Raw genomic sequence first — 24425 nt, forward strand, 5'->3', positions numbered from 1 at the left:
AGTGCGGTACCTGTGGGAGCGGGCTTGCCCGCGAAGAGGCCTGAACAAACAACACAAAATAAAAATTCGATACTTGGCTTTGGCTTTGGCTTTGGCTTTGGCTTTGGTTTCTGCGAGAGCGTAGCGATTCGCCTGCTTTTGATCTTAGTGCGCGCAGGTTCAGACGCTACAGATTCGCGACGTCAGGAGGCCGAGCGGAGGGCTTGCGGAGTGAGGTGACGGCCATGGATGGCCGTCAAGCGCTGCGGCCCAGGAGGGGCCGTACAGCGCGGTCCTCACGGGAGCAAGCCCGCAGCGAGGGAACCCGAAGCGCAGCGTAGGGCCGTATGCAGGAGCGAGCGGTTTTGCTTACTTTTCCCAAGAGAAAAGTAAGCCGCCGTAAAGGCGGAAGGGGCCAGTGGCGTCGCCACAAAGAATGGATAAGCCTGCAATACCAAAGTCCAAAGTCCAAAGCCCCCAAAGCATCCCCATTTTGCAAGTGAAGGAATGTGTCGACTGCTACCCCAGTTGCATCCCGTGTAAGAAATTGCTCACACATGCTGTAAGTCATCGACCTACAGATTAGTAAATCATTGTCGTTTTCAAACCTATCCGTTTCTTAACCAATTGAAAATTAACGATTTATTAAATATGAAGAAGTGTTTCCGTAGTAATGTTTTGAAAGCCGCAGCGCTTGTCTCGCAAAATGAAATCGCTAGTATTCGAACTGTGCCGACGGACAGGCACAGGCCCTCAGGAAGAAGGCCAAGGACATCGCAGGAGCGATTCATCAGGACGATGTTTGGGACAAACAGGGACTACGGAAAAAATGTGGGCGGGTCAAACCGCCCCTTTTTTTTGCCCGCCGTTCAGTGCCAGAGCAATCCTCACCCAGCTTCCAGAAAACGCCCAAGCTCAGCCTTGGGCGTTTTCGTTGCTGATCAAATCCCAGGCAATAAAAAAGGCGGCCCTAAGGCCACCTTCCTTGAACCGAAACGCTAAGCGTATCAGCGTTCCAGATCAGCAATCTTACCGGTCTTGCCATCCCACTCTTCAGCATCCGGCAGCGCGTCTTTCTTCTCGGTGATGTTTGGCCAGATCTCCGCCAGCTCGGCGTTGATCTCGATGAAGTTCTCCATGCCCGCAGGCACTTCGTCTTCCGAGAAAATGGCTTGAGCCGGGCACTCTGGCTCGCACAGTGCACAGTCGATGCACTCGTCCGGGTGGATGACCAGGAAGTTCGGGCCTTCATAGAAGCAGTCCACCGGACAGACTTCAACACAGTCGGTGTACTTGCACTTGATGCAGTTGTCGGTGACGACGAAGGTCATTTCTAATTTTCTCCTCAGGCAACGGCAGCGTGCCCTTCCTTGCAGGGCAGCGCGGTTCACAGGTATGTGGCTGCAGGCCAGGCTAATAACCTGCAGCACCAGCAAACCGCGCGGGATTCTACCAGCTTGCGCAGGCGGCCGTTATAACAGGTTCTTCAGTTGATATAGCATTTCGATAGCTTGGCGCGGCGTCATGTCGTCCAGGTCTAGCTTGCCCAGCTTCTCGATGGCTGGGTGAGGCAGGCTGGCGAACAGATCGCTCTGGTGCGGCGCTTGCGGTTCGCCCTTGGCAGCCTTGGTCACCGGCGCCTCATGCGGCAGGCTGGTCGTTTCCAGGCGGCCCAGGTGCTCGCGGGCACGCTGGATCACTGGCGCCGGTACACCGGCCAGCTGCGCCACGGCCAGGCCGTAGCTCTGGCTGGCAGGGCCAGGCAGCACATGGTGCAGGAACACGATGCGCTCATTGTGCTCAGTGGCGTTCAGGTGCACGTTGGCCACCAGCGGCTCATTCTCCGGCAGTACGGTCAGCTCGAAGTAGTGCGTGGCGAACAGCGTATAGGCACGCAGCTGCGCCAGGCGCTCGGCAGCGGCCCAGGCCAGCGATAGGCCATCGAAGGTACTGGTGCCGCGACCGACTTCATCCATCAGCACCAGGCTGCGGTCGGTGGCGTTATGCAGAATGTTGGCGGTTTCGCTCATTTCGACCATGAACGTCGAGCGCCCGCCGGCCAGGTCGTCGCTGGAGCCAATACGGGTGAAGATGCGATCGACCAGCGACAGCTCGCAGTGCGCCGCCGGGACGAAGCTACCGATGTGCGCCATCAGCACGATCAGCGCGGTCTGACGCATGTAGGTCGATTTACCGCCCATGTTCGGACCGGTGATGATCAGCATCCGCGTGCCGTTGTCCAGGCCCAGGTCGTTGGCCACGAACGGGGTGGTCAAGACCTGCTCGACCACCGGGTGGCGGCCTTGCTCGATGCGCAGGCATGGCTCGTCGACGAAGCTTGGGCAGTTCAGGTCCAGGGTCAGGGCGCGCTCGGCCAGGTTGCTCAAGACGTCCAGCTCGGCCAGTGCCGCGGCGCTGTCCTGCAACGGCGCCAGGTGGCCGATCAGGGTTTCCATCAGCGCGTCGTAGAGCATCTTCTCGCGCGCCAGGGCACGGCTCTTGGCTGACAGTGCCTTGTCTTCAAAGGCTTTGAGCTCTGGGGTGATGAAGCGCTCGGCGCCCTTGAGGGTCTGGCGGCGAATGTAGTCCCCGGGGGCTTGCTCGGCCTGCTTGGTCGGCAGTTCGATGAAGTAGCCGTGCACGCGGTTGTAGCCGACCTTGAGGTTGGCCAGGCCAGTGCGTGCTTTCTCGCGTGCTTCCAGGTCGATCAAGAACTGGCCGGCGTTCTCGCTCATGGCCAACAGCTCATCAAGCTCGCTGTCGTAGCCGGTCTTGAGCACGCCACCGTCACGGATCACCGCGGGTGGGTTATCGACGATCGCTCGTTCCAGCAGGCTGGCAAGTTCCGGGTAGGTGCCAGTGATCGCGGCCAGGCGGGCCAGGTGCGGCGCCTCCAACTCTGCCATGGCGTTTTGCAGCTCGGGCAGGGCGCCAAGGGCATCGCGCAGGCGGGCAAGGTCACGAGGACGGGCGTTGCGCAGGCCAATCCGGGCGAGGATCCGTTCCAGGTCACCGATTTCCTTGAGCTGCGGCTGCAGTTTCTCGTAGCGGTAGCCATCGAGCAGGCAGCGGATCGAATCCTGACGCGCCTGCAGCACCTTCAGGTCGCGTAGCGGACGGTTCAGCCAGCGGCTCAGCAAACGGCTGGCCATGGCGGTCTGGCAGCGGTCGATGACCGACTGTAGGGTGTTGTCGCGACCACCGGCCAGGTTGATGTCCAGTTCCAGGTTGCGCCGGCTGGCACCGTCGAGCACGACCGTGTCGTCCATGCGCTCGTGGCGCAGGCTGCGCAGATGGGGCAGGGTGGTGCGCTGGGTTTCCTTGGCGTAGCTCAGCAGGCAGCCAGCCGCGCCAATGGCCAGGGTCAGCTTGTCGCAGCCAAAGCCTTTGAGGTCCTTGGTCGCGAACTGCTGGCAGAGGCTTTTACGTGCCGAATCACGGTCGAAGTCCCACGGTGCACGACGGCGGCAGCCTGGGCGCTTCTCGGCCGGCAGATCACGTGGCCAATCGTCAGGAATCAGCAGCTCGACCGGGTTGATCCGCTCAAGTTCGGCCAGCAGGTTTTCCCAGCCTTTGATCTCCTGCACAGTGAAGTTGCCGCTGGTGATGTCCAGCACCGCCAGGCCGAACAGCCGCTCGTCACCGAGCAAGGCAGCGATCAGGTTGTCGCGGCGCTCGTCGAGCAGTGCTTCGTCACTCACCGTACCCGGGGTGATGATGCGCACTACCTGACGCTCGACTGGGCCCTTGCTGGTAGCCGGATCGCCGATCTGCTCGCAGATCACCACCGACTCGCCGAGCTTGACCAGTTTGGCCAGGTAACCTTCCGCCGAATGGAATGGAATCCCGCACATCGGGATCGACTGGCCGGCCGACTGACCGCGTGCGGTCAGGGTGATGTCCAGCAGTTTGGCGGCTTTCTTCGCGTCTTCGTAGAAGATCTCGTAGAAATCGCCCATGCGGTAGAACATCAGCTGGTCCGGATGCTGATTCTTCAGCTTCCAGTACTGCTGCATCATCGGTGTGTGTGCGGAGAGATCAGACATTCGGGGCCTTACAGCGGGTGATTCGGTTGGCGATTTTCAAACCGGCAATGGTACAGGCTTTTTGTGGGTGTTGCAGGTGCGGGAGGGTGGGGCAAATCTGCGCAGCCCCGGTATTCTCGCGTTAATGCATCGATTGCATTTCCATTGCTCTGCCTGCATTATGCATCTTATGCAAAAACGCAACGTAGCCTCCGTACTCAGAACCTTGCTCGACCGCCACGGCCTGTCCCCGACGGAGCTGTACCGGCGCACGGGCGTTCCCCAATCCACCCTGTCGCGGATCCTCAGCGAGAAGATCGTCGATCCTTCGGACAAGCACGTGTCGAGGATCGCCGAGTATTTTGGCGTGAGCACCGATCAGTTGCGTGGCCGTGTCGAGCTGGGCGAGTCGCGTGAAGCGGCGCAACCGGCCCATGGGCACGCCGAGCTCAGTGACATCAGCCTGTGGGACGATGAAACCCCCGTCGAGGATGACGAGGTGTCGGTACCTTTTCTTCGTGAGGTCGAATTGGCAGCAGGATCAGGAAGATTCGTCATCGAGGAAAGCGAGCGCGCGCGCCTGCGTTTCGGCAAGCGCAGCCTACGCCACAACGGTGTGCAGTTCGATAATGCCAAGTGCGTGACAGTGCGCGGCAACAGCATGCTGCCAGTGCTTCGCGATGGCGCCACAGTGGGGGTCAATACTGGCAAGTGCTCGATCGGTGACATCGTCGACGGCGACCTTTATGCCATCAACCATAACGGCCAATTGCGGGTAAAGCAGGTCTACCGCCTGCCCACCGGGATTCGGCTGCGCAGCTTCAACCGCGATGAGCATCCCGACGAAGACTACAGCTTCCAGCAAATGCAGGAGGAGCAGATCAGCCTGCTCGGCCATGTGTTCTGGTGGGGCATGTACGCCCGCTAAATAACCTGCTCGACAGAAAACCCGCCTCGGCGGGTTTTTTTTTGCCTTGTGAAAACTCCTACAGCCTGCATGGCGCATAGCTTGGATGCATATCTGCAAATTCCTACGCATAGAAATTTGAAGAAATGCATTGACTGCATATGCATCAATGCATAACCTGTGTCTCAAGCCGGTCAGCAACCGGTTGTTACACAGGCAGCGATGAACAGGCCTCAACTGTTCAGAGGGTTGGCAACTGGCCCGGGTGTGCAGCGTAAAGCACCACGAACAGTTATCCGGCGGGCAGGCGGCCGCGGTCGGAGTCACCAATTTGAAGCGTAACCGTGCGGCGTCACCAGTCGTGGCCGGCGGTTTGCCAACGCATTACTGAAAAGCCTGGCGGGCCGGGCTTTTTGGAATGCCGCGATCAACGGTAATCGATCCGCCGGCAGTTGCCGGCGGGCATCACACAGGAGACAGGACAGTGACGAACGAGCAACAAGCGTTGCTGGAGATGCCGCTCTGGCTGGTAATCGTCCTGGCATTGCTGGGGGGTATTTCTGGCGAAATGTGGCGCGCCGACAAAGCTGGCGCCCGCGGCTGGTCGCTGGTGCGACGGCTGGCGCTGCGCTCTGGGGCATGCATGGTATGTGGGGTATCCACCGTGATGCTGCTGTATGCCACTGGTATGTCGATCTGGACGGCTAGCGCCTTTGGCTGCTTGACCGCCATGGCCGGCGCCGATGTCGCCATCGGCCTTTACGAGCGCTGGGCAGCGAAGCGACTTGGGCTGCGCGACGCATCCCCCACGGACGAGCGGTAGGAGCGCATGGCATGAGCGAATTGACCACTTTATATGCGGCATTGACCGCGACGATCCGTGAGGCGATGCCCGAGCTGGCGTCAGTCGATGCACATTCAACCCTAGGCAATACCCCCGCTTTGCCGGCGCTGCGCCATGGCATCGTGCGCATGACAGCTGACGCTGCGCCGCGCGATGGACGCTCGGTGCTGATCGCCAGTTTCGAGGCTGATATTACCGCCGATGCCCTCAACCCTGAGGCTCGCCTGCAAGGCAGCCTGCTGGCGGCGCAATTGATGGACCTGTTGCGCCAACAGTTCTGGGGGCTGGATTTCGTCGAAGCCAGCCGCAATGTGCAGGCGCAGTTCGAAGCGGGCGATTGGAAAGTGCGCTGGGATCAGCCGGTGCTGCTCGGCGAGCCTCAATGGCCCTGGCCGGATCAGCCCGCAGGTAGCTTGCTGCTGGGCATCGATCCAGATACCGGGCCTGGTAATCAGAGCCGCTATTTCGCCCCGGAGGACCTGGCATGAGTTACGCCAGTGCCATGCACGATCGCATGCTTGCCAGCTTGCTGATCCCATGCCGGGTGGTAGCGGTTGACCTTGCGGCCGCGCGAGTGCGGGTTGCCGACGGCAGTGGTTGGACCAGTGCTTGGCTGCGCTGGCATTCCCTCGCTGCCGGCAAGGCTCGGCATTGGCGGGCGCCGAGCCTGGGCGAGCAGGGCGTACTGGTCAGCCCCAGCGGGGAGCCGGCCCAGGGCACCTTCGTGCCAGGCCTGTATGGCAATGCGGGTAGCCCGCCGGATAACCGCGATCACGTGGCGGCGTGGTATTTCGACGATGGCGGCTCGCTGGCCTATGACTGGCAAGCGCGTCGCTACGACATCCACCTGCCCAGCGGTAACGCCACGGTCACAGTCGGCGCCAGCACCGTACAGGTCAGCGATGGCGCCATCACGCTCGATGGTGCAGCCATCACCCTCACCGGCAGCGTCGCGATCAACGGCCCGCTGCAGGTTAGCGGCGATATCCACGGCAGCGGCCGGATCATCGATACGGCCGGGAATACGGCCAATCACAAACATTGAACAAAGCCCGCTGCTGCGGGCTTTTTCATATCAGGAGGCAACTATGAAACTCCATCAGCATGCGCCTGCCTGTGCAGGCTGGTCCGCGGCAGGAGGTGCCCCATGATCGGCATGGACCGCCGCAGCGGCCAGCCCTTGGCCGGCATCGCTCACCTTCGCCAATCGATCGACGACATTCTCTCCACCCCGCTTGGCAGCCGCCGCATGCGCCCCGAATACGGCAGTCAGCTGCGTCGCTATGTCGACATGCCGGTCAACGAAGGCTGGAAGAGTGCCGTGCAAGCCGAGGTCGCTCGTGCCCTGGGCCGCTGGGAACCGCGCCTGAAGCTTGAGCGGGTCAAGGTGGTCGCGGTACTCGATGGCCAGGTCAGCCTGCTCCTGAGTGGCCGCTATCTGGGCGACGAAGCCCTGCTGGAGGTGAGCGTATGAGCCAGGTAGACCTCTCCCGCTTGCCCGCACCGCAGCTACTCGAAGACCTTAACTATGAAGACCTTTACCAAGCCGACCTAGAGACCTTCCGCGCCCACCTGGGGGATGACTGGACGGCGCAGCTCGAAAGCGATCCGGTCACCAAGCTGCTGGAGGTCGGGGCTTATCGCAAGCTGCTCAACCGGGCGCGTATCAACGATGCGGCCAAGGCGTTGTTGCTGGCCTATGCAACGGGTTCGGATCTGGACCAGTTAGCCGCGAACGTCCACCTTCAGCGCCTGGTGATCCAGGCTGGGGATATGGGCGCGGTGCCGCCTGTAGAGGCGATCATGGAGGAGGATGATGCATTACGCGAACGTGTACAGCTGGTCTATGAGGGACTGACTACAGCCGGGCCTCGCAACAGTTACATCCTGCATGCACGCAATGCCTCTGCACTGGTGGCCGACGCTACTGCGGAGAGTCCGCTACCGGCGCAGGTGGTGGTGACCGTACTTTCGCTTGAAGGCGACGGCTCGGCAGGGGCGCCATTGCAGAGCATTGTGAGTGCCTACCTCAATGATGACGACGTTCGACCGGTGTCTGATCGCGTTGTGGTGCAGAGCGCCGAGATCCTGCCCTATCGAATCGATGCCAAGGTCTACCTGGCCGGAACCGGACCGGAAAATGAAGCGGTAATGGCGCTGTGCAAGGCGCGCCTTGAGGCGTGGATAAACCCACGTCGTCGCTTGGGAGTAGAGGTAGCGCGCTCGGCTGTGGATGCCCAGTTGCACATCAGCGGCGTATCACGTGTGGAAATACCCGGCTGGGTCGACATCAAGCCAAGTAAGGCTCAGGCGGCGTGGTGCGAGGGCTATACCGTTGTGCGGGGTGACTGATGACCAGCCTCCTGCCGCTCAACCGTACCCCTCTGGAGCGCGCCCTAGAGGTCGCTGCCACGCAAAGTACAGATGTTCCCCTGCGCGATTTGTACAACCCCGACACCTGCCCGGCGCATTTGCTGTACCAGCTCGCTTGGGCTTGGTCGGTGGATCGCTGGGATGACAATTGGCCGGAAGCGATCAAGCGCTCAGTGATCCGCTCGGCGTTCTTCATCCATGCCCACAAAGGAACCATCGGCGCGCTGCGCCGGGTGGTCGAGCCGTTCGGCTACCTGATCGAGGTGGTCGAGTGGTGGCAGACAGAACCCAAGGGCGTGCCGGGTACGTTCGCGCTCAAGGTCGGCGTGACTGACCAAGGGATCAGCGAAGAAACCTATCGGGAACTGACCTGGCTGATCGATGACGCCCGACCGGTCAGCCGGCACATGACTGGCCTGGCGATCAGCCTGGAAGCGACCGGTCGCCTGTACCTAGCCCCGTCGATCTACGACGGCGACGAACTCGACGTCTACCCGCCGCAAGCCGTTGACCTGGAGGTCACAGGCGAGATTGGGCGTGGTGGCCGCGATCACACAATTGACTATCTGGACGTTCATTATGGTTGACCAGACCTCACAGTTTTACGCGATCCTGACCAACGTCGGCGCGGCCAAGCAGGCTAATGCCGATGCCCTGGGCATTCCCTGGACCATCACGCAAATGGCCGTTGGTGATGGCAATCCATCAGGCGTGGATAACCCCGTCTTGCCGATGCCGACGGCGGCGTGGACCTCGCTGCTCAACGAGTGGCGCCGCGCGCCGCTCAATCAGCTCAAGGTCGATGAGAAGAACAATGCGGTGATCGTGGCCGAGCAGGTCATTCCCGCCGACGTCGGCGGCCGCTGGATTCGCGAAATTGCCCTTTATGACGCGGACGGTGACATGGTGGCGGTGGCCAACTGCGCGCCGACCTTCAAGCCGTTGCTTAGTCAGGGGTCGGGTCGTACCCAGGTGGTACGGTTGAACCTGATCGTCAGCAGCTCTAGCAATGTGCAACTCAAGATCGATCCAAGCGTGGTGCTGGCCACTCGTGAATGGGTGACTGAGGAGCTGGCCAAGCAGGATTTCAAGCATTCGGTGCTCGCTGCTACGACGGATGCCATTACCCTCAGCGGGCTGCAAACCATTGACGGGGTGGCACTGCCGGCCGGTTCGCGTGTACTGGTGAAGAACCAAGCCGCTGCCAAAGATAATGGCCTGTACCAGGTCGTTGCGGGCGGCCCCTGGACGCGTTGCGCGGATGCGGACACCAGCGCCAAGGTCACTCCTGGTCTGCTGGTGATGGTCGAGCGCGGCACGGTCAACAGCGATACAGCGTGGCAACTGTTGACTGATGCGACCATTGCCCTCGGCGTTACGGGCCTTACCTTTGGCTTGGCTTTTGGTCGCACGGGAATTGTAGCCGGGACGTACCGTAGCGTAACCGTTGATATTTACGGGCGCGTGGTGGCTGCGACCAATCCGACCACGGCTGCCGGTTACGGACTGACTGATGTTTACACCAAGACCCAGGTGGACCAGGCGCTGGCGCTCAAGGCGTCATTAGCCAGCCCGACTTTTACAGGAGTGCCAACCGCACCGACGCCCGCAGCTGGAACCAATACTAATCAGTTGGCGAATACGGCCTTTGTGCAAAATGCTCTTGCGGCCTTGGTGGCATCCTCGCCGGCTGCGTTGGACACTTTGAATGAGCTGGCAGCTGCCTTGGGCAATGATCCCAATTTTGCTGCCACCATGACCAATGCGTTGGCAGGAAAGGTTAATCTGGCGGACAAGGCTACCCAGTCAATCGCCGAAACGGGCGCTGACAATACCAAATGGATGACAGCGCTGGCGGTTGCCCAGTCTGTACTCAAGCGCTTGAACGGGGTGGGCTTGGCTACTTCAACCGCGCCACTGCTAGCTACATTTGAGGCTGTAGTTTCGGGTGGCTTGTATTTGGCGTATACCGGGGGCCATCCGACCAGCCCCACGCCCGGCGGCCCGCCTTCAACTGGTAATAATCTGCTCTCCGTGTTGGCAATTTCACCCAGGGCTGATGCTACGTATTACCTGGCATTTGAAAACGGCAGCCTCGCGGATCGTCGGCGTTTCTGGTTCGGGCAATACAACGTGGTAGGCGGCGTGTCCAGCATGTTCTGGTCGTCCGCGTTCACTACCGATCAAATCGCTACCCAAGCCCAGGTCGATGCAGGCATTGCTGATGATGTGGTGATCACACCTAAGAAAATGCGTTTCGGCTTTACAGCAAGCTTGGCACCCAATGGCTATATCGTATTTCCGTCTTGGCTAGGAGGATTGGTCATACAGTGGGGAGGCTACGCCCACGGTGAGGCAGTCAACTATGTGGCAGCCAATGTCCCGTTCAATATTGCGTTCCCCAGCGCCTGCTACAACGTGCAGTGCATTTCGGATGCCGGTACAACCACCCCTGACTTGAACGGTTTCAACCGTACCAATGTCGGCGTGACCATCGCCGCGCGTGATGCCGCTGTCACTGTGGTGGCGGGAACGTTGTACTGGCTCGCTATTGGTAAATAACTGGAGGATTTATGCGTTTGTATAGCGCAATTACTGGCTGTTGTTACTTGCCAGGTATTCACAACGATATTCCGGATGATGCCAAGGAAATCAGCGAGGAGCTCTATCAGAGTACGATCGCCAATCCTGAACGGGGTAAGGTCAGAAGCCATGATGCAGACGGCTTGCCGATCCTTATCGAGCCTCCGGTGTATAAGCCGACCATAGCTGACCTTGAAATGGTCGAGCGAAATTGGCGGGACGGCCAAGTGTCTGCCAGCGAGTGGCTGGTAACCCGTCACCGCGACGAGCAGGATATGTTTCTCCCTACCACGCTTCCCGCTGACCAATTCACTACCTTGTTAATGTATCGCCAGGCCCTGCGCGACTGGCCGCAAGACAGCCGTTTCCCCTACAGCGACTTTCGCCCTTTAGCGCCGCCCTGGATCAACGACCACACCCAATGACGCCCCGCACTAACGGGGCGTTTTCCTTTCTGCTGTATCCCTTCTGGCCTCGCTGACGCGGGGCCTTTTCGTATCTGGAGAGTCTATGTCTGGCTTCTTTCACGGCGTTACCGTAACGAACATTGACACCGGCGCGCGCACTATCGCCTTGCCGTCTTCCTCGATCATTGGCCTGGTCGACACCTTCACCCCTGGCGCGGACACCACCGCGAAGCCGAATGACCTGGTGATGATCACCAGCGAGCGCGAAGCGGTGGCCGCGTTCGGCGCTAGCGCGGCCATCACCAAGGCCTGCCGGGCAATCTACAGCCGCGCTAAGGCCGTCATCGTCGCCTGTGGCGTAGCCAAGGTCGAAGACGCCGCCGAGCAGACCGCAGCCATCATCGGCGCGGTTCAAGCGGACGGCAAACGCACCGGCCTGCAAGCGCTACTCGACGGCAAGAGCCGCTTCAACGCCCAGCCACGCCTGCTGGTGGCGCCCCAGCACAGTGCCGTCGAGGCCGTTGGCACCGCGCTGGTCGCGCTGGCCGACAAACTGCGCGCCATCGCCATCATCGATGGGCCGAACACCACCGACGAGGCGGCCATCGCCTACGCTGGCAACTTTGGCGCCAAGCGAGCCTTCTTGGTCGACCCAGGCGTGCGTTACTGGGACAACGACGCCGAGGCCACCGTCGATGCACCAGGTTCGGCCTGGGTCGCCGGCCTGTTCGCCTGGACTGACAGCGAATACGGCTTCTGGGCCTCGCCGTCGAACAAGGAGTTCGTCGGTATCACGGGTACCCGCCGTCCGGTGGAGTTCCTCGATGGCGACGACAGCTGCCGCGCCAACCTGCTGAACAACGCCAACATCGCCACCATCATTCGCGACGACGGTTTCCGCCTGTGGGGTAACCGCACCCTGTCCAGCGACCCGAAATGGGCCTTCGTCACTCGTGTGCGAACCATGGACATCGTCATGGACGCGATTCTCTACGGCCACAAATGGGCAGTCGACCGGGCGATCACCGCCACCTACGTCAAGGACGTCACCGAGGGCCTGCAGGCCTTCATGCGCGACCTGAAGAACCAGGGCGCGATCATCAATTTCGAGGTCTACGCCGACCCTGAACTGAACACCGCCAGCCAACTGGAGCAGGGCAAGGTGTACTGGAACATCCGCTTCACCGATGTCCCGCCTGCCGAAAACCCCAATTTCCGCGTCGAAGTCACCAACCAGTGGCTGACCGAAGTCCTCGATTCCGCCGCTTAAGGAGCGCATCTACATGGCAATGATTCCCGAAACCCTGGCCAACCTGAACCTGTTCGTCGACGGCGTCAGCTTCCAGGGCGATGTACCCAGCCTGACCCTGCCCAAACTCACCCTGAAGATGGAAGAGCACCGCCCCGGCGGCATGGATATGCCGGTCGAGATGGACCAGGGCATGGAGAAACAGGAAGCTGCGTTCACCACGACCGGTGTGCGCCGTGAAGCCCTGAAGTTCTTCGGCCTGGCCGATGCCAGTGCCTTCAACGGCACCTTCCGCGGCGCCTTCAAGGGCCTCAAGGGCAAGATCAATCCAGTGGTGGTCACCCTGCGTGGCTCGCTCAAGGAAGTCGACATGGGCGACTGGAAATCCGGCGACAAAGCCGAGATCAAGCACAGCGTCGCCGTCACCTACTACAAGCTCGAAGTCGATGGCCGCCTGGTCTACGAGATCGATGCCCTGGGCATGAAGCGCGTGATCGACGGTGTCGACCAACTGGCCGCGCAACGTGCAGCCCTTGGCCTGTAAGGAGAACCGACATGGCTCAAGCGAAAAAGCTTCCGCAATGGCTGACCCTGAACGCTGAGCGGGTGACGGTGCGCTTGTCTCGTGCCAGCGAAGCCAACGGCGTACAGGTCGACAGCCTGTCGCTACGTGCGCCGACTGTGCGTGACATCCGCAATGCCCAAGCGGGTGGCGCGGGCGATGACGAGCAGCGTGAACTGAACCTGTTCGCCTCGCTGGCCGAGGTCGGTGTCAAGGACCTCGAAGGCCTGGCCCTGAAAGACTACAGCCGCTTGCAGAGCGGCTACTTTCGCCTGGTGCAGGACGACGAGCTTTGACCCGGCTCGGCAGAAAGCCGCTGCCAAGCGGCTGGCCAAGGAGTTGAACTTTTCCGCGAGCGAAATCATGACCATGTCGCACAGCGACATGGTCTGGTGGCTTTCGGAGTAAAAGGAGGAACGGATGGCCGATACACAAGTATCCGCGCTCGGCACCGCCGTCACGCTTGCTCAGACGTTGGGCATCACCTTTGACTTGCTGCGCCAACGGCTGGCGCCGCTGCGCAAGCAAGCGGATAGCATCCGCCTAGGGCGGATCAGCTCAGAGGTGTTTCGCCTGGGGCTTGAACTGGACAAGACCGGTCAAGTGGAGGGTGCGCTGGCGATTGACCAGGCACAAACGCACGAGGCGCAGATCGACAGGCTCGAGCGTGAGGCCGCTGCCGTCGAGCGCTTGCAGCGCCGCTACCAGATCTTGGCACGCCAGGCGCTGATTGCGCCTGGCCCGTGGCAGATCCCCATGCCGCTACCTGTAGCGACCCAAGCCAAGGCAGCACATGCTGCAACGGATGTATCCGACGCTGCACCGAACGAGGGCACTGCGAAGCCTGCCAAGCGCCCGGAGCTGCCCCAGGTGGAAGTGAGTTTTGAGGCCTTTAAGGCCGAATCGAGATTGTTCGCTGTCAGGAGCGCTGTGTTTGCCACCGCTTGGGCTGGGTACCAAGCGAAGCAGAAGCTTTCACCTGAGCAAAAGCAGCGAGCGACAGAAGCGGTAAAAAGCAGGCGCAATATGGCCGGGGCCTCAGCGGGTCTGAAGGTTGTTGACTCGTTGGTCCTTGGCAATCCCGGTGAAGAGAAAGCCAAGGCGGTTGGCGGCGCACTGGGTGAGTTGGGCGGCAGCCTGATAGGTGCCGCACTGGGTGGCGTAATTGGCAAGAAAAACGCTGATGACATCGGCGAGCTGGTCGGCGGCTATGTCGGGGAGAAGTTCGGTGGCGTAGCCGGTGAATTTATCTACAAGTATTTCGCAGGCGAGGATTCCCCTGAGGCAGCACAAGGTCCAGGAAAAGTGCCGACAACACTTTCCCAGGTTGCTGAAGGTCAGCAAACGGGTGGACCCGGACCGGTAATAGAAGAAGAGGAGGAAGAGGAGGAAATCGAAGACCAGGAGGACGGCCAAGAGCAGGAACGGGCGCAGAACCCCACTTCGGTCACCGCGCTTGCTCAAACGGTAACTAGCGTCTTCGCAGACGCTCCACTTGCTGATGAATCTAGACGAAACAACGCTTCAAGCACCCCACGGCTTGGTTTTGCGGCGCCAAACCGGCTTGCGCAGATGGGCAGCGATACTGCCGGTGGCGCCATCCGCTCCGCGCAATCTACGAAGCAAACCAATGTTCCCAAGATGTCTCCTGTGCCAGGCCAGCCATCGATGTTCAAGGCGGTCAGTGGCGCGCGCCCCTTGGCAAAAGGATTGCTCAAGCGTGTCCCAGGTGGCGCCCTGGTGGATGCCGGTCTGCAGATTGCCCAAACCTTCAGCAGTGAAGGCAGCTCGCAAGAAAAGCTCGAAGGTTACGGCGCTGCCGTGGGTGGGCTGGGCGGCACCCTGGCCGGCGCCGCAGCCGGCGCCGCCATCGGCTCGGTAGTGCCCGTCATTGGTACGGCGATCGGAGGCCTGATCGGTGGGGCGCTGGGCAGCATGGGCGGAGAAAGCGTCGGCGGCTGGCTGGCCAGAACCCTGTCCATGGGTTCCAGCCAAAATCCACCAGCCCCTGTCAGCGAGCAGCGCAAGGCACCTACCTCCGTGGGTGAGGCGGCGCGCAGGCTGGATACCGCCACTGAGCAGCCATCGATACCCGCTACGACAGTGCCGACTCCAGCAACCAGCCCCCGCCCGCCGATCAATCAGCAGTTCACCTTCACTGCCAACATGCCCCTGACGTTGAACACCACCCTCGATGACCCCTCGGTGCTGCAGCAAATGGAGGCAATTGCCCGGCGCACCCTGAGCGAGTTGATGGAGCGGGCGCAGTCGGTGCAGTTGGCCGACACCCCCCACGTTGCCTGAGGACGCTTCATGACTTACCTGCAACAGCTACAAGCCGGGCTGCATGCCTTGGTCAAGGCCGGGGAGGCCGGGCGCCAGCGTGCCGATGCCATGCTTGACCCGCTCAACCAGGCAATCGATCACGTGCAGAGTGCGGCCTCCGATCTTGAAGGCCTGCCGGTGGTCGGGCCGGCGATTGGACTGCGGCTGCAGCGCACCTTGCGTGCGATCTCCGCAGCCCAGGCCAGGGTCGACAAGGCGATTGGCAAATATGACCAGACGCTCGCCGTGGTACGCCAGGTGCGCGAGCGCATCGATAGCTTTGCCGAACATGCGGGCAAGGCGGGAGCGGCGATTCGTCGGGTGGTGGGCGAGGTGCGTACGACGGTCAGTGACGCGCTGTCGACCTTGGGCTTTGCGCCTGACACCACACCCGCGGCGCAGGCGATCAAACCGTTTCCCCACCTGCTGGTGCTGCAACCACTCAAGCCTGGCGCTGCACCGTACTACTTCAACCTCGATACCGCCGCGTTCGATCAACTACGCCGGCAGACGCGTTTTCGCTGGGCCGGCCAGGAGCGCCTGAGCCGCGACAACGCGCAGCAGGCGGTCAGCCGCGGCGAGGAGACCATCAGCATTCGTGGTGCGATCTTCCCTGGTTTCAAAGGTGGCCTGGGCCAGCTGCAGACCTTGCGCGGCATTGGCCGCCAGTTGCTGCCGCTGTCTTTGATCACTGGCTACGGTGAGGTGCTTGGCACCTGGTGCTTGACCAGTATCGAGGAAGAACAGGCCAGCTTGCTGGCCGGCGGTATTCCACGCAAACAAGGATTCTCACTGGAGTTCGTCAGCTATGGCCAAGACCTGCATGACGTCTGAGGGCGATCTGCTCGATAGCCTCTGCCACCACTACTACGGCCATCTCAATGGCACGCTGGAGGCCGTGCTGGCCGCCAATCAGGGCCTGGCGGACGAGGCCCAACCGTTTCGGGCCGGTGTGCTCATCCTGCTGCCAGCCCTGGCGGTGCAAACCAGCGGCACGCTGCTGCTGTGGGACTGATAGAGGAGTCTTGTCATGCAACCGATCTTTCGCATCGTCGCCGACGGTCACGACATCACCGCACTGATCAACGACCGCCTGCTCCTGCTGCGCACCACGGATAAACCGGGCATGGAGTCGGATGATTTCGAGTTGCGCATCGATGCCCGTGATGGCGCCGTGGCCCTGCCTGCGCGGGGAGCCTCGATCGAGGTGCAGTTGGGGTACGCCGGACAGCCACTGACTCGCCTGGGCCGCTATACGGTCGACGAGGTAGAGCTGTCCGGCCCGCCCGACAGCCTGGTGATCCGTGGCAAGGCCAGTGACCTGTGCGGCAGCGGCAAGACCATTCGCAGCGGCAGCTGGGAGTTCGTCTCAGTGCAACAGATCGTCGCCCAGATCGCCGCGCGCAACGGCTGGCAGGCAGTGTGTCCGGTGCTCAGCCACGTCGACCGGGTCGATCAATACAGCGAGTCGGATCTCAATTTCATCACCCGCCTGGCACGGCTGTACGACTGCACCGCCAAGCTTGCCAACGGCCAACTGCTGGTGCTTCCCCGCCAAGCCGGGCAGAGCGCCAGTGGCAAGCCACTGGGGGTGGTTACCCTTGAGCGCAGCGCGGTGAGCCAGTGGCAGTTCAGGCTGGATAACAAACACGCCCACAAAGCGGTGCGTACGCGTCACCAGGACAGTGCCAGCGGCGCCCTGCAAGTGGTCGAGCTGAACAACAGCGAGGTGCCGCCGGGTGATCAGCCGGTGCACACCGATCGCCATGTCTACCCCAACCGCAACGCTGCCGAGCAGGCCGCCAAGGCACGTCTGGCCAGCTTCAATCGCGCCACTGCCAGCGTGCGCCTGGACATGCCCGGGCGCACCGACTTGTTTGCCGAGCGCAGCATCGAGGCCACGGGCTTTATCGCCGGGCTCGATGGCCTGTACCTGATCGAGTCGGTGGAGCAGGTGTTCACCAGCTCCGGCTGGCGCACCACGGTGCAGTGCAATGGTGGCAAGGCGGGCAAGGCGCAGGCCAAGGGTAGGGCACCTGAGCATGCTGATTTTATCCAGGCATAGGGAAGGAACACCCAACTTCTGGTGAGGTTTCCCTATGCCCCTTGAAAGCAATGCTCTCTATTGTCAGATCCCGTACCAGGAATCTGACGACAAAGGAGAGTCGAAGAATGAGTGGTGTAATTGCTTATAGGGATATCTGCGTGATCGATGAAGGTATTAGTGCAGAAGATCACGCCCAGCTCCATCAAAAACTGAGTGAGTCTATCTGGCGATATGGCTGGCCCTATCCGTATGGACCACTTGAGCGGCCCTCCTGGCACAGTTTCATTGCAGGCTCACGGCGAAACGAACTGGAGGATTGTGAGCAGGAGTTACGCGAGCGGCCCGGCTGGGGTTTTCTTGCCGACTTCTGGGCGCGTATCAAAGCGGCGCATATGCCCAACGCTACTCTTTTAGGTGTCTATGCCAATGGTCAGACCAGTGCGCAGGACGGACCAATTCACCGGGACAACACTCCCGAGGAGCCGGGACAAAGCGTCATCGTATTTTGTAATGACCACTGGGCAAGCTGCTGGGGTGGCGAGCTAGTGTTCTACGACGATGACAAGGACAGCATCGTCATGACGGTTCAGCCCAAGCCAAGGCGCGTTGTCGTCATGAATGGTGAAGTACCGCACGCTGCTAGGGCGCCAGCGGCAAGCTGTAACCGGCTGCGCATGAGTGTGGCGTTCAAGACCATTATCAAGGAGCGATAGGGCATGGGAAAGAAAGTGGAAATCATCCTTGGGTATGTCGATAAACCCATTGGTGTTGGCGTCGCGGGGACGTCGCTGGTTGACCAGTACAATAGTGATAAACGTGGCTTTGCTTTGGTCAATCAGGCTGCACAGGCTGGCGCCGCAGTGGCGGGAGTGACTTCGATCGTCAAATTGACCGCAGGATTCACGCCCTTTCTCAACATTAAAACCAATCTGCTGGCGGGCACTACGGTCTTTCTGAAAATTACCGCAGAGTACCGTAATCATGGCACTTTCCAAGTGGGGGATGTTATCAGCTTGGTAGGAAATGTAGCTGGGGTGTTGGGCAGTGTAACCATTCTCGCCGGAGCTTCGAGCTTGTCTGTGCCCTTAACCGCTATAGGTGTAGGCGCTGGGGTTGCGGGAATTATTACATCTGACGTTGCACGTAATGTGTATCAGTCCTTGGTGAAGCCGGTTTGGGAGAAGCACCTGAGGGCCAATTCAAATGCGGTCTACCCGCAGTATTGGATCGCGCCTGACCTGAAGCTCGTCTCGTTGGCGCAGATTAAAGCCAAATACAAGAGCCGTATCGCAGTCACTCGTTGGAACCCTGTTAGCAAGGCTGTAGTGCTTGCCAGCGATGAGGTTGTTCACTACGTAGACACGCGTGCTAGTAGTGGCGGCGCAGGTTATGTCGAGGTTGATTCGCTTCCGATGATTTTTCCTCTCCCCATTTCTCGTGGCTGGAACATAGATATCGGACCCTTCGAACATCCTGGCTTGCAATGGAGCTTCGGGGGTATTGATCGCTATCACTGATTTCTTCATGCTAAGGACACATTAATTTTACGGAAGCTTAAAGTAAGCCAATGGAGTATTCCTGCGAAAATCCCCCGCCGAAGACGACACGAATGCAGATAGTCTACCTGCTATGTGTAGGTGTGACGATGATGGTCTTTGCTACATTTTATTGCTACGACAAAAAAACTTACATAGCGCCAGATCCCCTTAGTCAGATTACTTTGGATGGATGGGTTAGTGGATACGCTGATGAATGGAGAGTTGATAAGTCGCTGTTGCAGTTTGGCGTGTCCTACAGGCTGCAAGGTGTGCTGTACGGTAAGGCCATGTTTGCGTACAAAGACGCCTTCGATCAATTGGGGCTGCGAATAGGTTACAAAGTAAGGCTGACCGTAGAAGACAAAGAGCAGGGTGTTACAATTCGCCAAATGGCTACCCAGCAAGGGCGAATCTTGTTCGATGATCGAATGAATCGTCAAATCGTTACCTTGTACAATGAGCAGTCTACACGATTAGCGATTTTCTGTATTGTCGTGGCAATACCCTGCTTTGTTTTTGCTGCCCTGGTCGCATGGCGCTCTAGAGGCCGATAGTTAATGAGTTGCGGCTTGCATATTTTTGGTGTTGAGTTGTTGTTTGTAGGTGATTTCTGCGCGTGATGTAGGAATAATGCGTGCTAAGTTCAGGTTCTTACATCGGATAATGCAGTTAAGGCGGCTGAAAGTTAAAGTCGCAACTTTTGCCCAGGCCTCGTCTGGGCTTTTTCGTTTTAGGTTAAGTGGTTCTCATCATTTATCCCCAGTACGGGTTTCCCTGTGCCCGAAGAAGCCACTGCTCTCTATTGTCGAGCACTTAGGGTCACATGAAGGCTCTAGGCTTCAACTGGAGTTCGAACTAAACCAGGAGGTACCCCATGCTCACGGAGAGCCAACTCAAGCAGATTTATCCTCTCGCCGGCCAACGAGCCGGCGCGTTTCTCGCACCACTCAACGAGGCCATGGCCCGTTGGGAGATCAATCATCCCAAGCGAATTGCCGCGTTTCTCGCCCAGGTTGGCCATGAGTCCGGCCAGCTGCGTTACGTAAAAGAGCTGGGGAGCGATCGCTATCTGGCACGCTATGACACCGGCAGCCTGGCCCTGCGCCTGGGCAATACGCCCCAGGCCGATGGCGATGGCCAGCTGTATTGCGGCCGTGGCCTGATCCAGGTCACCGGGCGCAACAATTACCAAGCCTGCAGCCGAGCCCTGTTCGGTGACGAGCGCTTGCTGGCACAACCGCAGATGCTCGAGCAGCCACGCTGGGCCTGTGAGTCGGCGGCCTGGTTCTGGCATTCACGCGGGCTCAATGCGCTGGCCGATCGCGGTGAGTTCAACCGCATTACCCGCCACATCAACGGCGGCCTCAATGGCCTGGATGACCGCCTCAAGCGGTGGGCGCGTGCCCGCGAGGTGCTGTGTTGAACCGTGTGCAGTTCGGGCTGTACGCGCTGCTGGTTGTGCTCTGTGTGACGCTGGCCTGGCAAGTCCAGGCCTGGCGTTATGGCGGGCAACTGGCGCAGCAGGCCCAGCGGCATGAGCAGCAGCTGCGCGAGCAGGCGCTGCTGATCAATCGCCAGTTGCTGGCCGAGCGTGACCAGCGCCTGGGGCTTGAACAACGCCTGCATGACAGTGAATCGAGACATTTCCAGGAGCTTGCCGATGTGCAACAGACTCAAGCACGCCTGCGTGATCGCCTTGCTACTGCCGATCTGCGCTTGTCGGTCCTGGTCGAGCGCGACGCCGCCTGTGCCGGCGTGCCTGCCACCGCCGCCCCCGGCGGCATGGATCATGGCCCCGTACGCGCCCGACTTGACCCGGCGCATGCTCGACGAATTATCGCCATCAGCGACGACGGCGATCGCGGACTGATCGCCCTGCGCGCCTGTCAGGACTACATTCGGGGCTTGCAGCACTGATCAGTCTTGCGCGTCGAGCATTATTACGCGCCTGGGGGCTTGATCCTTGCGCGTCAATTGACAAGGCCTCGGCGGGCGATACCATGGCGCGCCCTAGTGACTGTTCGCCTGGCTGCGCGGGGTTAATCAGTTACCTGCGTTTCATTCATTTTCCGGCCCCGCTGGCTGGCGCAGCGTGTGGGCAAGATCTGGCAGTAACCAGCCCGGAAACTCTCTGCTAGGGTAGTGGCCAATCTTCCCAGGAGCTCGTCATGGACCCGATCACTGTTCTTTCCGCCCGTCTTGGCGAGCACATGCGCCGCTTCAATGCCCAGGTGAGCACGGCTGAGTCGTGCACGGGCGGTGGCATCGCCGAGGCCATCACGCGTGTCTCCGGCAGTTCGGCCTGGTTCGAAGCAGGTTATGTGACCTATTCCAATCGACAGAAAACCCGCCAGCTGGGCGTGCCCGAGGTGTTGTTCGGCCAGGTTGGGGCGGTCAGCCAGGAAGTGGTCGAGGCCATGGTGCGTGGCGCCCAGGCCGCAAGCGGGGCACGCTTTGCCGTGGCGGTCAGCGGTGTGGCCGGGCCCGACGGCGGCTCACCGGCCAAACCGGTAGGCACCGTATGGCTGGCCTGGGCCGACGGTAGCCGTGTATGCAGCGAGCGCCGCCACTTCGACGGCGACCGCGAAGCGGTGCGCCGACAAACGGTGATCGCCGCGTTAGACGGCTTGTTACAGCTTGGTGCCGAGTAATTCGACAACAGGGGTTTGCGGAAATGCATCCCTGTGGAATAATACTGGCTACTTATACAGTTATTCCGGCCATACAGGGCCAGTCGATCACGTGAGGATTTCAATGGACGACAACAAGAAGCGCGCCTTGGCTGCGGCCCTGGGTCAGATCGAACGCCAATTCGGCAAAGGCGCAGTCATGCGCATGGGCGATCAGGAGCGTACCGGTATCCCGGCTATCTCCACTGGCTCGCTGGGGCTGGACATCGCCCTGGGCATTGGTGGTCTGCCAAAAGGCCGTATCGTCGAGATCTACGGCCCGGAGTCTTCGGGTAAAACCACGCTGACCTTGTCGGTCATCGCCGAAGCCCAGAAAAATGGCGCTACTTGTGCCTTCGTCGACGCCGAGCATGCCCTCGATCCTGAATACGCCGGCAAGCTGGGCGTCAATGTCGACGACCTGCTGGTCTCGCAGCCGGACACCGGCGAGCAAGCCCTGGAAATCACCGACATGCTGGTGCGCTCCAACGCGGTTGACGTGATCATCGTCGACTCCGTGGCAGCCCTGGTACCCAAGGCCGAGATTGAAGGCGAAATGGGTGACATGCACGTGGGCCTGCAGGCCCGTCTGATGTCCCAGGCGCTGCGTAAAATCACCGGTAACATCAAGAACGCCAACTGCCTGGTCATCTTCATCAACCAGATCCGTATGAAGATCGGCGTGATGTTCGGCAGCCCGGAAACCACCACCGGTGGTAACGCCCTGAAGTTCTACGCCTCGGTGCGCCTGGACATCCGTCGTACCGGCGCCGTCAAGGAAGGCGATGAAGTCGTGGGTAGCGAAACCCGCGTGAAGATCGTCAAGAACAAGGTCTCGCCGCCATTCCGCCAAGCTGAATTCCAGATCCTCTACGGCAAGGGCATCTACCGCAACGGCGAGATCATCGACCTGGGTGTTGCTCACGGCTTCGTGGAGAAATCTGGCGCCTGGTACAGCTACCAAGGCAACAAGATTGGCCAAGGCAAGGCGAACGCGGCCAAGTATCTGCAAGAGAACCCGGCCATCGGTGCCGAACTCGAGAAGCAGATTCGCGACAAGCTGCTCAACGTCGGTGCCGTTGCCGCTGCAGGCAAGGCTGCTGCTGCTGATGCCGGTGCGGATGACTTGGCTGACGCCGAAGCGGGTTATTGATCTACCGTTATGTCCGTCGTACTCGACACCCCCGTCGCCGTTCGACGGACAGCCATGGACCTGCTCGCACGTCGCGAGCATGGGCGGGTCGAACTGACGCGCAAACTGCGTCAGCGCGGCGCTTCGGATGAGTTGATCGAGCCCGCGCTCGATCGGCTCGCCGAAGAAGGGCTGCTCAGTGAAGCCCGTTATCTCGAGAGTTTCATTTCCTATCGCTCCAACGCCGGTTATGGCCCAGCACGTATTCGTGAGGAGCTTGGCCAGCGTGGTCTGGATCGAGGCGATGTTGAACAGGCCTTGCGCGAAAGCGGAGTGGACTGGGCGGCCCGCTTGCAGGATGTCTGGCAGCGCAAGTTTGCCGGGCAGCGTCCGGTCGATCCGCGCAGTCGTGCCCAGCAGACACGCTTTCTCGCCTACCGTGGGTTTTCCATGGAGATGATCGGCCGCCTCTTGAGCGGCCGAGATTTGGATGACTACTAGTTTGCTGCTTGGCTGACCTTAAGCGCTTCCCGTGCCCTCTGGGTGGTATGCATCGGCTGCGGTTTGGCCCAGTTCTCTGGCAGGTTGATGAAGTCCACCAGCTCCCGTAGGCGACCTTGATCACGGCCGTTGAAGGCGAACGTGAGGCGAGTCAAATGGCTGTAGTTGCCTACTTCATGTTCCACGTTAGTATCTGGCAGTTGGTGGTATTTGCCACTCAGGCGCAGGTCAGCGAATCCCTCCTGAATGTCGTACAGCGCAGCTTCGCTGAGCGGATGGTGCATGCGGACCACGAACTGATTTTTCAGCCAGCGGCTTGAGTGATAGTTGCTGTAGAACTGGTTGATCTCTTCCACTGCCTCATCGGCGCTGTGCACCAGGCGCACCAGCTTGAGGTCGGTGGGAAGGATGTAGCGGTTCTCCTCCAGCTGTCGGCTGATGAAGTTCAAACAGTCTTGCCAGAAGCTGCCACCAGGGCAATCGAGCAATACCACCGGCACCAGCGGGCTTTTGCCGGTCTGGATCAGGGTCAATACTTCCAGCGCCTCATCGAGCGTACCGAAGCCGCCCGGACACAGTACCAAGCCATCGGCCTCTTTGACGAAGAACAACTTGCGGATAAAGAAGAAGTGGAACGGCAGCAGCTTGTCGGTGCCATCCACCGTCGGGTTGGCGTGTTGCTCGAAGGGCAGGGTGATGTTGAACCCCAGACTGTGCTCGCTGCCCGCCCCCTCGTGGGCGGCGGCCATGATGCCGCCGCCGGCACCTGTGATCACCATCAAATCCGAACGGGCCAAGGTTGCCCCCAGCTCGCGTGCCAAGGCGTACATCGGATGTTCAATCGGGGTACGGGCAGAGCCGAACACGGTGACTTTGCGTCGCCTGCGGTAGCGTTCGAGGATGCGGAAAGAATGATCCAGCTCGCGCAGGGCCTGCAGGGTGATCTTGGCGTTCCAGCGATTGCTGTCGTCATGGGCCATGCGCAGGATGGTCAGCATCATGTCGCGGTACAGCGGCAGGTTGGCGCTGGTAGGGGCAACCAGTTGCAGTTGCTCGTCGATCTTGCTCAGGTCGATCCCGTTGTCCCTGAAATGTTTGAACAGAAGCTCATTGGGTTGGTAAGGCATTCAACGTCTCCTTCTGCAGCAAAACCTCTGACCGGGCCGATGGTGATGCCCGGCCGCGACACTGCGTGTGTCGCTGGCTGCTGTGGCTCGAGTGTGCTCCCCGAGCGTTGCAGTAGGCCTTCAAGGCCATGATGCAGTGCTGATAAGTCCATCTCGT

Annotated in this window: 27 protein-coding genes; 24 read left to right on the forward strand and 3 right to left on the reverse strand. The window is 60.3% G+C overall.

Annotated elements, in window-relative coordinates; translation table 11 throughout:
* Positions 1 to 986: 986 nt before the first annotated feature.
* Both fdxA and mutS read right to left on the reverse strand, forming a co-directional pair.
* Positions 987 to 1310, reverse strand: a complete 324-nt coding sequence (gene fdxA, locus ACI2JX_RS08055; protein ID WP_186555408.1) for a ferredoxin FdxA — start codon at positions 1308 to 1310, stop codon at positions 987 to 989.
* Between the two features lie 141 nt (positions 1311 to 1451).
* Entirely contained in the window at positions 1452 to 4025 is a 2574-nt protein-coding gene (gene mutS, locus ACI2JX_RS08060; RefSeq protein ID WP_264236114.1) for a DNA mismatch repair protein MutS, read from the reverse strand.
* A 160-nt stretch (positions 4026 to 4185) separates the two neighbouring features.
* On the opposite strand from mutS, the gene ACI2JX_RS08065 reads away from it, so the two are divergent.
* The 24 genes from ACI2JX_RS08065 to recX all read left to right on the forward strand — a co-directional run bounded on the left by ACI2JX_RS08065 (position 4186) and on the right by recX (position 23141).
* Complete coding sequence (locus tag ACI2JX_RS08065) at positions 4186 to 4932, forward strand: XRE family transcriptional regulator (RefSeq protein ID WP_264236115.1); 747 nt, start codon at positions 4186 to 4188, stop codon at positions 4930 to 4932.
* A gap of 463 nt (positions 4933 to 5395) precedes the next feature.
* A complete protein-coding gene (locus ACI2JX_RS08070; protein WP_186555404.1) occupies positions 5396 to 5734 on the forward strand; it encodes a phage holin family protein in 339 nt (112 codons plus the stop codon).
* 11 nt (positions 5735 to 5745) lie between these two features.
* On the forward strand, positions 5746 to 6243 hold the full coding sequence (locus ACI2JX_RS08075) for a hypothetical protein (RefSeq protein WP_368971495.1): 498 nt from the start codon (positions 5746 to 5748) through the stop codon (positions 6241 to 6243).
* Positions 6240 to 6800, forward strand: a complete 561-nt coding sequence (locus ACI2JX_RS08080) for a phage baseplate assembly protein V (protein ID WP_404689846.1) — start codon at positions 6240 to 6242, stop codon at positions 6798 to 6800. The genes ACI2JX_RS08075 and ACI2JX_RS08080 overlap by 4 nt, the downstream gene beginning before the upstream one ends.
* Before the next feature lie 102 nt (positions 6801 to 6902).
* The gene (locus ACI2JX_RS08085; RefSeq protein WP_404689847.1) at positions 6903 to 7229 is read left to right on the forward strand and encodes a GPW/gp25 family protein; all 327 of its coding nucleotides are present in this window, start codon (positions 6903 to 6905) and stop codon (positions 7227 to 7229) included.
* The gene (locus ACI2JX_RS08090) at positions 7226 to 8107 is read left to right on the forward strand and encodes a baseplate J/gp47 family protein (protein WP_404689848.1); all 882 of its coding nucleotides are present in this window, start codon (positions 7226 to 7228) and stop codon (positions 8105 to 8107) included. Before ACI2JX_RS08085 ends, ACI2JX_RS08090 begins: the two co-directional genes overlap by 4 nt.
* Positions 8107 to 8715 carry a phage tail protein I gene (locus ACI2JX_RS08095; RefSeq protein ID WP_404689849.1) on the forward strand — a complete coding sequence of 203 codons (609 nt, stop codon included), beginning with the start codon at positions 8107 to 8109 and terminating at the stop codon, positions 8713 to 8715. The genes ACI2JX_RS08090 and ACI2JX_RS08095 overlap by 1 nt, the downstream gene beginning before the upstream one ends.
* Positions 8708 to 10690, forward strand: coding sequence for a phage tail protein (locus ACI2JX_RS08100; RefSeq protein WP_404689850.1), 1983 nt, complete (start codon positions 8708 to 8710; stop codon positions 10688 to 10690). The genes ACI2JX_RS08095 and ACI2JX_RS08100 overlap by 8 nt, the downstream gene beginning before the upstream one ends.
* 11 nt (positions 10691 to 10701) lie before the next feature.
* Positions 10702 to 11136: a phage tail protein gene (locus ACI2JX_RS08105; RefSeq protein WP_404689851.1), complete on the forward strand. Its 435-nt coding sequence runs from the start codon at positions 10702 to 10704 to the stop codon at positions 11134 to 11136.
* Positions 11137 to 11221: 85 nt separating this feature from the next.
* Positions 11222 to 12388: a phage tail sheath family protein gene (locus ACI2JX_RS08110; protein WP_312152059.1), complete on the forward strand. Its 1167-nt coding sequence runs from the start codon at positions 11222 to 11224 to the stop codon at positions 12386 to 12388.
* Positions 12389 to 12401: 13 nt separating this feature from the next.
* Complete coding sequence (locus tag ACI2JX_RS08115; protein ID WP_186555396.1) at positions 12402 to 12911, forward strand: phage major tail tube protein; 510 nt, start codon at positions 12402 to 12404, stop codon at positions 12909 to 12911.
* A gap of 11 nt (positions 12912 to 12922) precedes the next feature.
* Positions 12923 to 13225 carry a phage tail assembly protein gene (locus tag ACI2JX_RS08120; protein WP_186555395.1) on the forward strand — a complete coding sequence of 101 codons (303 nt, stop codon included), beginning with the start codon at positions 12923 to 12925 and terminating at the stop codon, positions 13223 to 13225.
* A 124-nt stretch (positions 13226 to 13349) separates the two neighbouring features.
* The gene (locus ACI2JX_RS08125; protein ID WP_404689852.1) at positions 13350 to 15233 is read left to right on the forward strand and encodes a hypothetical protein; all 1884 of its coding nucleotides are present in this window, start codon (positions 13350 to 13352) and stop codon (positions 15231 to 15233) included.
* A gap of 9 nt (positions 15234 to 15242) precedes the next feature.
* Positions 15243 to 16088: a phage tail protein gene (locus ACI2JX_RS08130; RefSeq protein ID WP_404689853.1), complete on the forward strand. Its 846-nt coding sequence runs from the start codon at positions 15243 to 15245 to the stop codon at positions 16086 to 16088.
* Positions 16063 to 16269, forward strand: a complete 207-nt coding sequence (locus ACI2JX_RS08135; protein ID WP_392466289.1) for a tail protein X — start codon at positions 16063 to 16065, stop codon at positions 16267 to 16269. The genes ACI2JX_RS08130 and ACI2JX_RS08135 overlap by 26 nt, the downstream gene beginning before the upstream one ends.
* Positions 16270 to 16284: 15 nt before the next feature.
* On the forward strand, positions 16285 to 17319 hold the full coding sequence (locus ACI2JX_RS08140) for a phage late control D family protein (RefSeq protein WP_264236127.1): 1035 nt from the start codon (positions 16285 to 16287) through the stop codon (positions 17317 to 17319).
* Between the two features lie 107 nt (positions 17320 to 17426).
* Positions 17427 to 18014, forward strand: coding sequence for a 2OG-Fe(II) oxygenase (locus ACI2JX_RS08145; RefSeq protein ID WP_264236128.1), 588 nt, complete (start codon positions 17427 to 17429; stop codon positions 18012 to 18014).
* A 3-nt stretch (positions 18015 to 18017) separates the two neighbouring features.
* Positions 18018 to 18818 carry a hypothetical protein gene (locus ACI2JX_RS08150; RefSeq protein WP_264236129.1) on the forward strand — a complete coding sequence of 267 codons (801 nt, stop codon included), beginning with the start codon at positions 18018 to 18020 and terminating at the stop codon, positions 18816 to 18818.
* A gap of 92 nt (positions 18819 to 18910) precedes the next feature.
* Positions 18911 to 19393 carry a hypothetical protein gene (locus ACI2JX_RS08155; protein WP_404689854.1) on the forward strand — a complete coding sequence of 161 codons (483 nt, stop codon included), beginning with the start codon at positions 18911 to 18913 and terminating at the stop codon, positions 19391 to 19393.
* A 320-nt stretch (positions 19394 to 19713) separates the two neighbouring features.
* Positions 19714 to 20262, forward strand: coding sequence for a glycoside hydrolase family 19 protein (locus ACI2JX_RS08160; protein WP_404689855.1), 549 nt, complete (start codon positions 19714 to 19716; stop codon positions 20260 to 20262).
* Complete coding sequence (locus ACI2JX_RS08165; protein WP_404689856.1) at positions 20259 to 20756, forward strand: lysis protein; 498 nt, start codon at positions 20259 to 20261, stop codon at positions 20754 to 20756. The genes ACI2JX_RS08160 and ACI2JX_RS08165 overlap by 4 nt, the downstream gene beginning before the upstream one ends.
* Before the next feature lie 251 nt (positions 20757 to 21007).
* A complete protein-coding gene (locus ACI2JX_RS08170; protein ID WP_368971507.1) occupies positions 21008 to 21490 on the forward strand; it encodes a CinA family protein in 483 nt (160 codons plus the stop codon).
* A gap of 103 nt (positions 21491 to 21593) precedes the next feature.
* A complete protein-coding gene (gene recA, locus ACI2JX_RS08175) occupies positions 21594 to 22661 on the forward strand; it encodes a recombinase RecA (protein ID WP_186555386.1) in 1068 nt (355 codons plus the stop codon).
* Between the two features lie 9 nt (positions 22662 to 22670).
* Positions 22671 to 23141, forward strand: coding sequence for a recombination regulator RecX (recX, locus tag ACI2JX_RS08180; protein WP_186555385.1), 471 nt, complete (start codon positions 22671 to 22673; stop codon positions 23139 to 23141).
* Here recX and ACI2JX_RS08185 read toward each other — a convergent pair.
* A complete protein-coding gene (locus tag ACI2JX_RS08185; RefSeq protein WP_404689857.1) occupies positions 23138 to 24268 on the reverse strand; it encodes an LOG family protein in 1131 nt (376 codons plus the stop codon). The two genes, recX and ACI2JX_RS08185, sit on opposite strands and share 4 nt — an antisense overlap.
* Between the last annotated feature and the right edge of the window lie 157 nt (positions 24269 to 24425).

This window comes from Pseudomonas sp. NPDC088890, from assembly GCF_044900155.1.
Taxonomy (GTDB): domain Bacteria; phylum Pseudomonadota; class Gammaproteobacteria; order Pseudomonadales; family Pseudomonadaceae; genus Aquipseudomonas; species Aquipseudomonas urmiensis.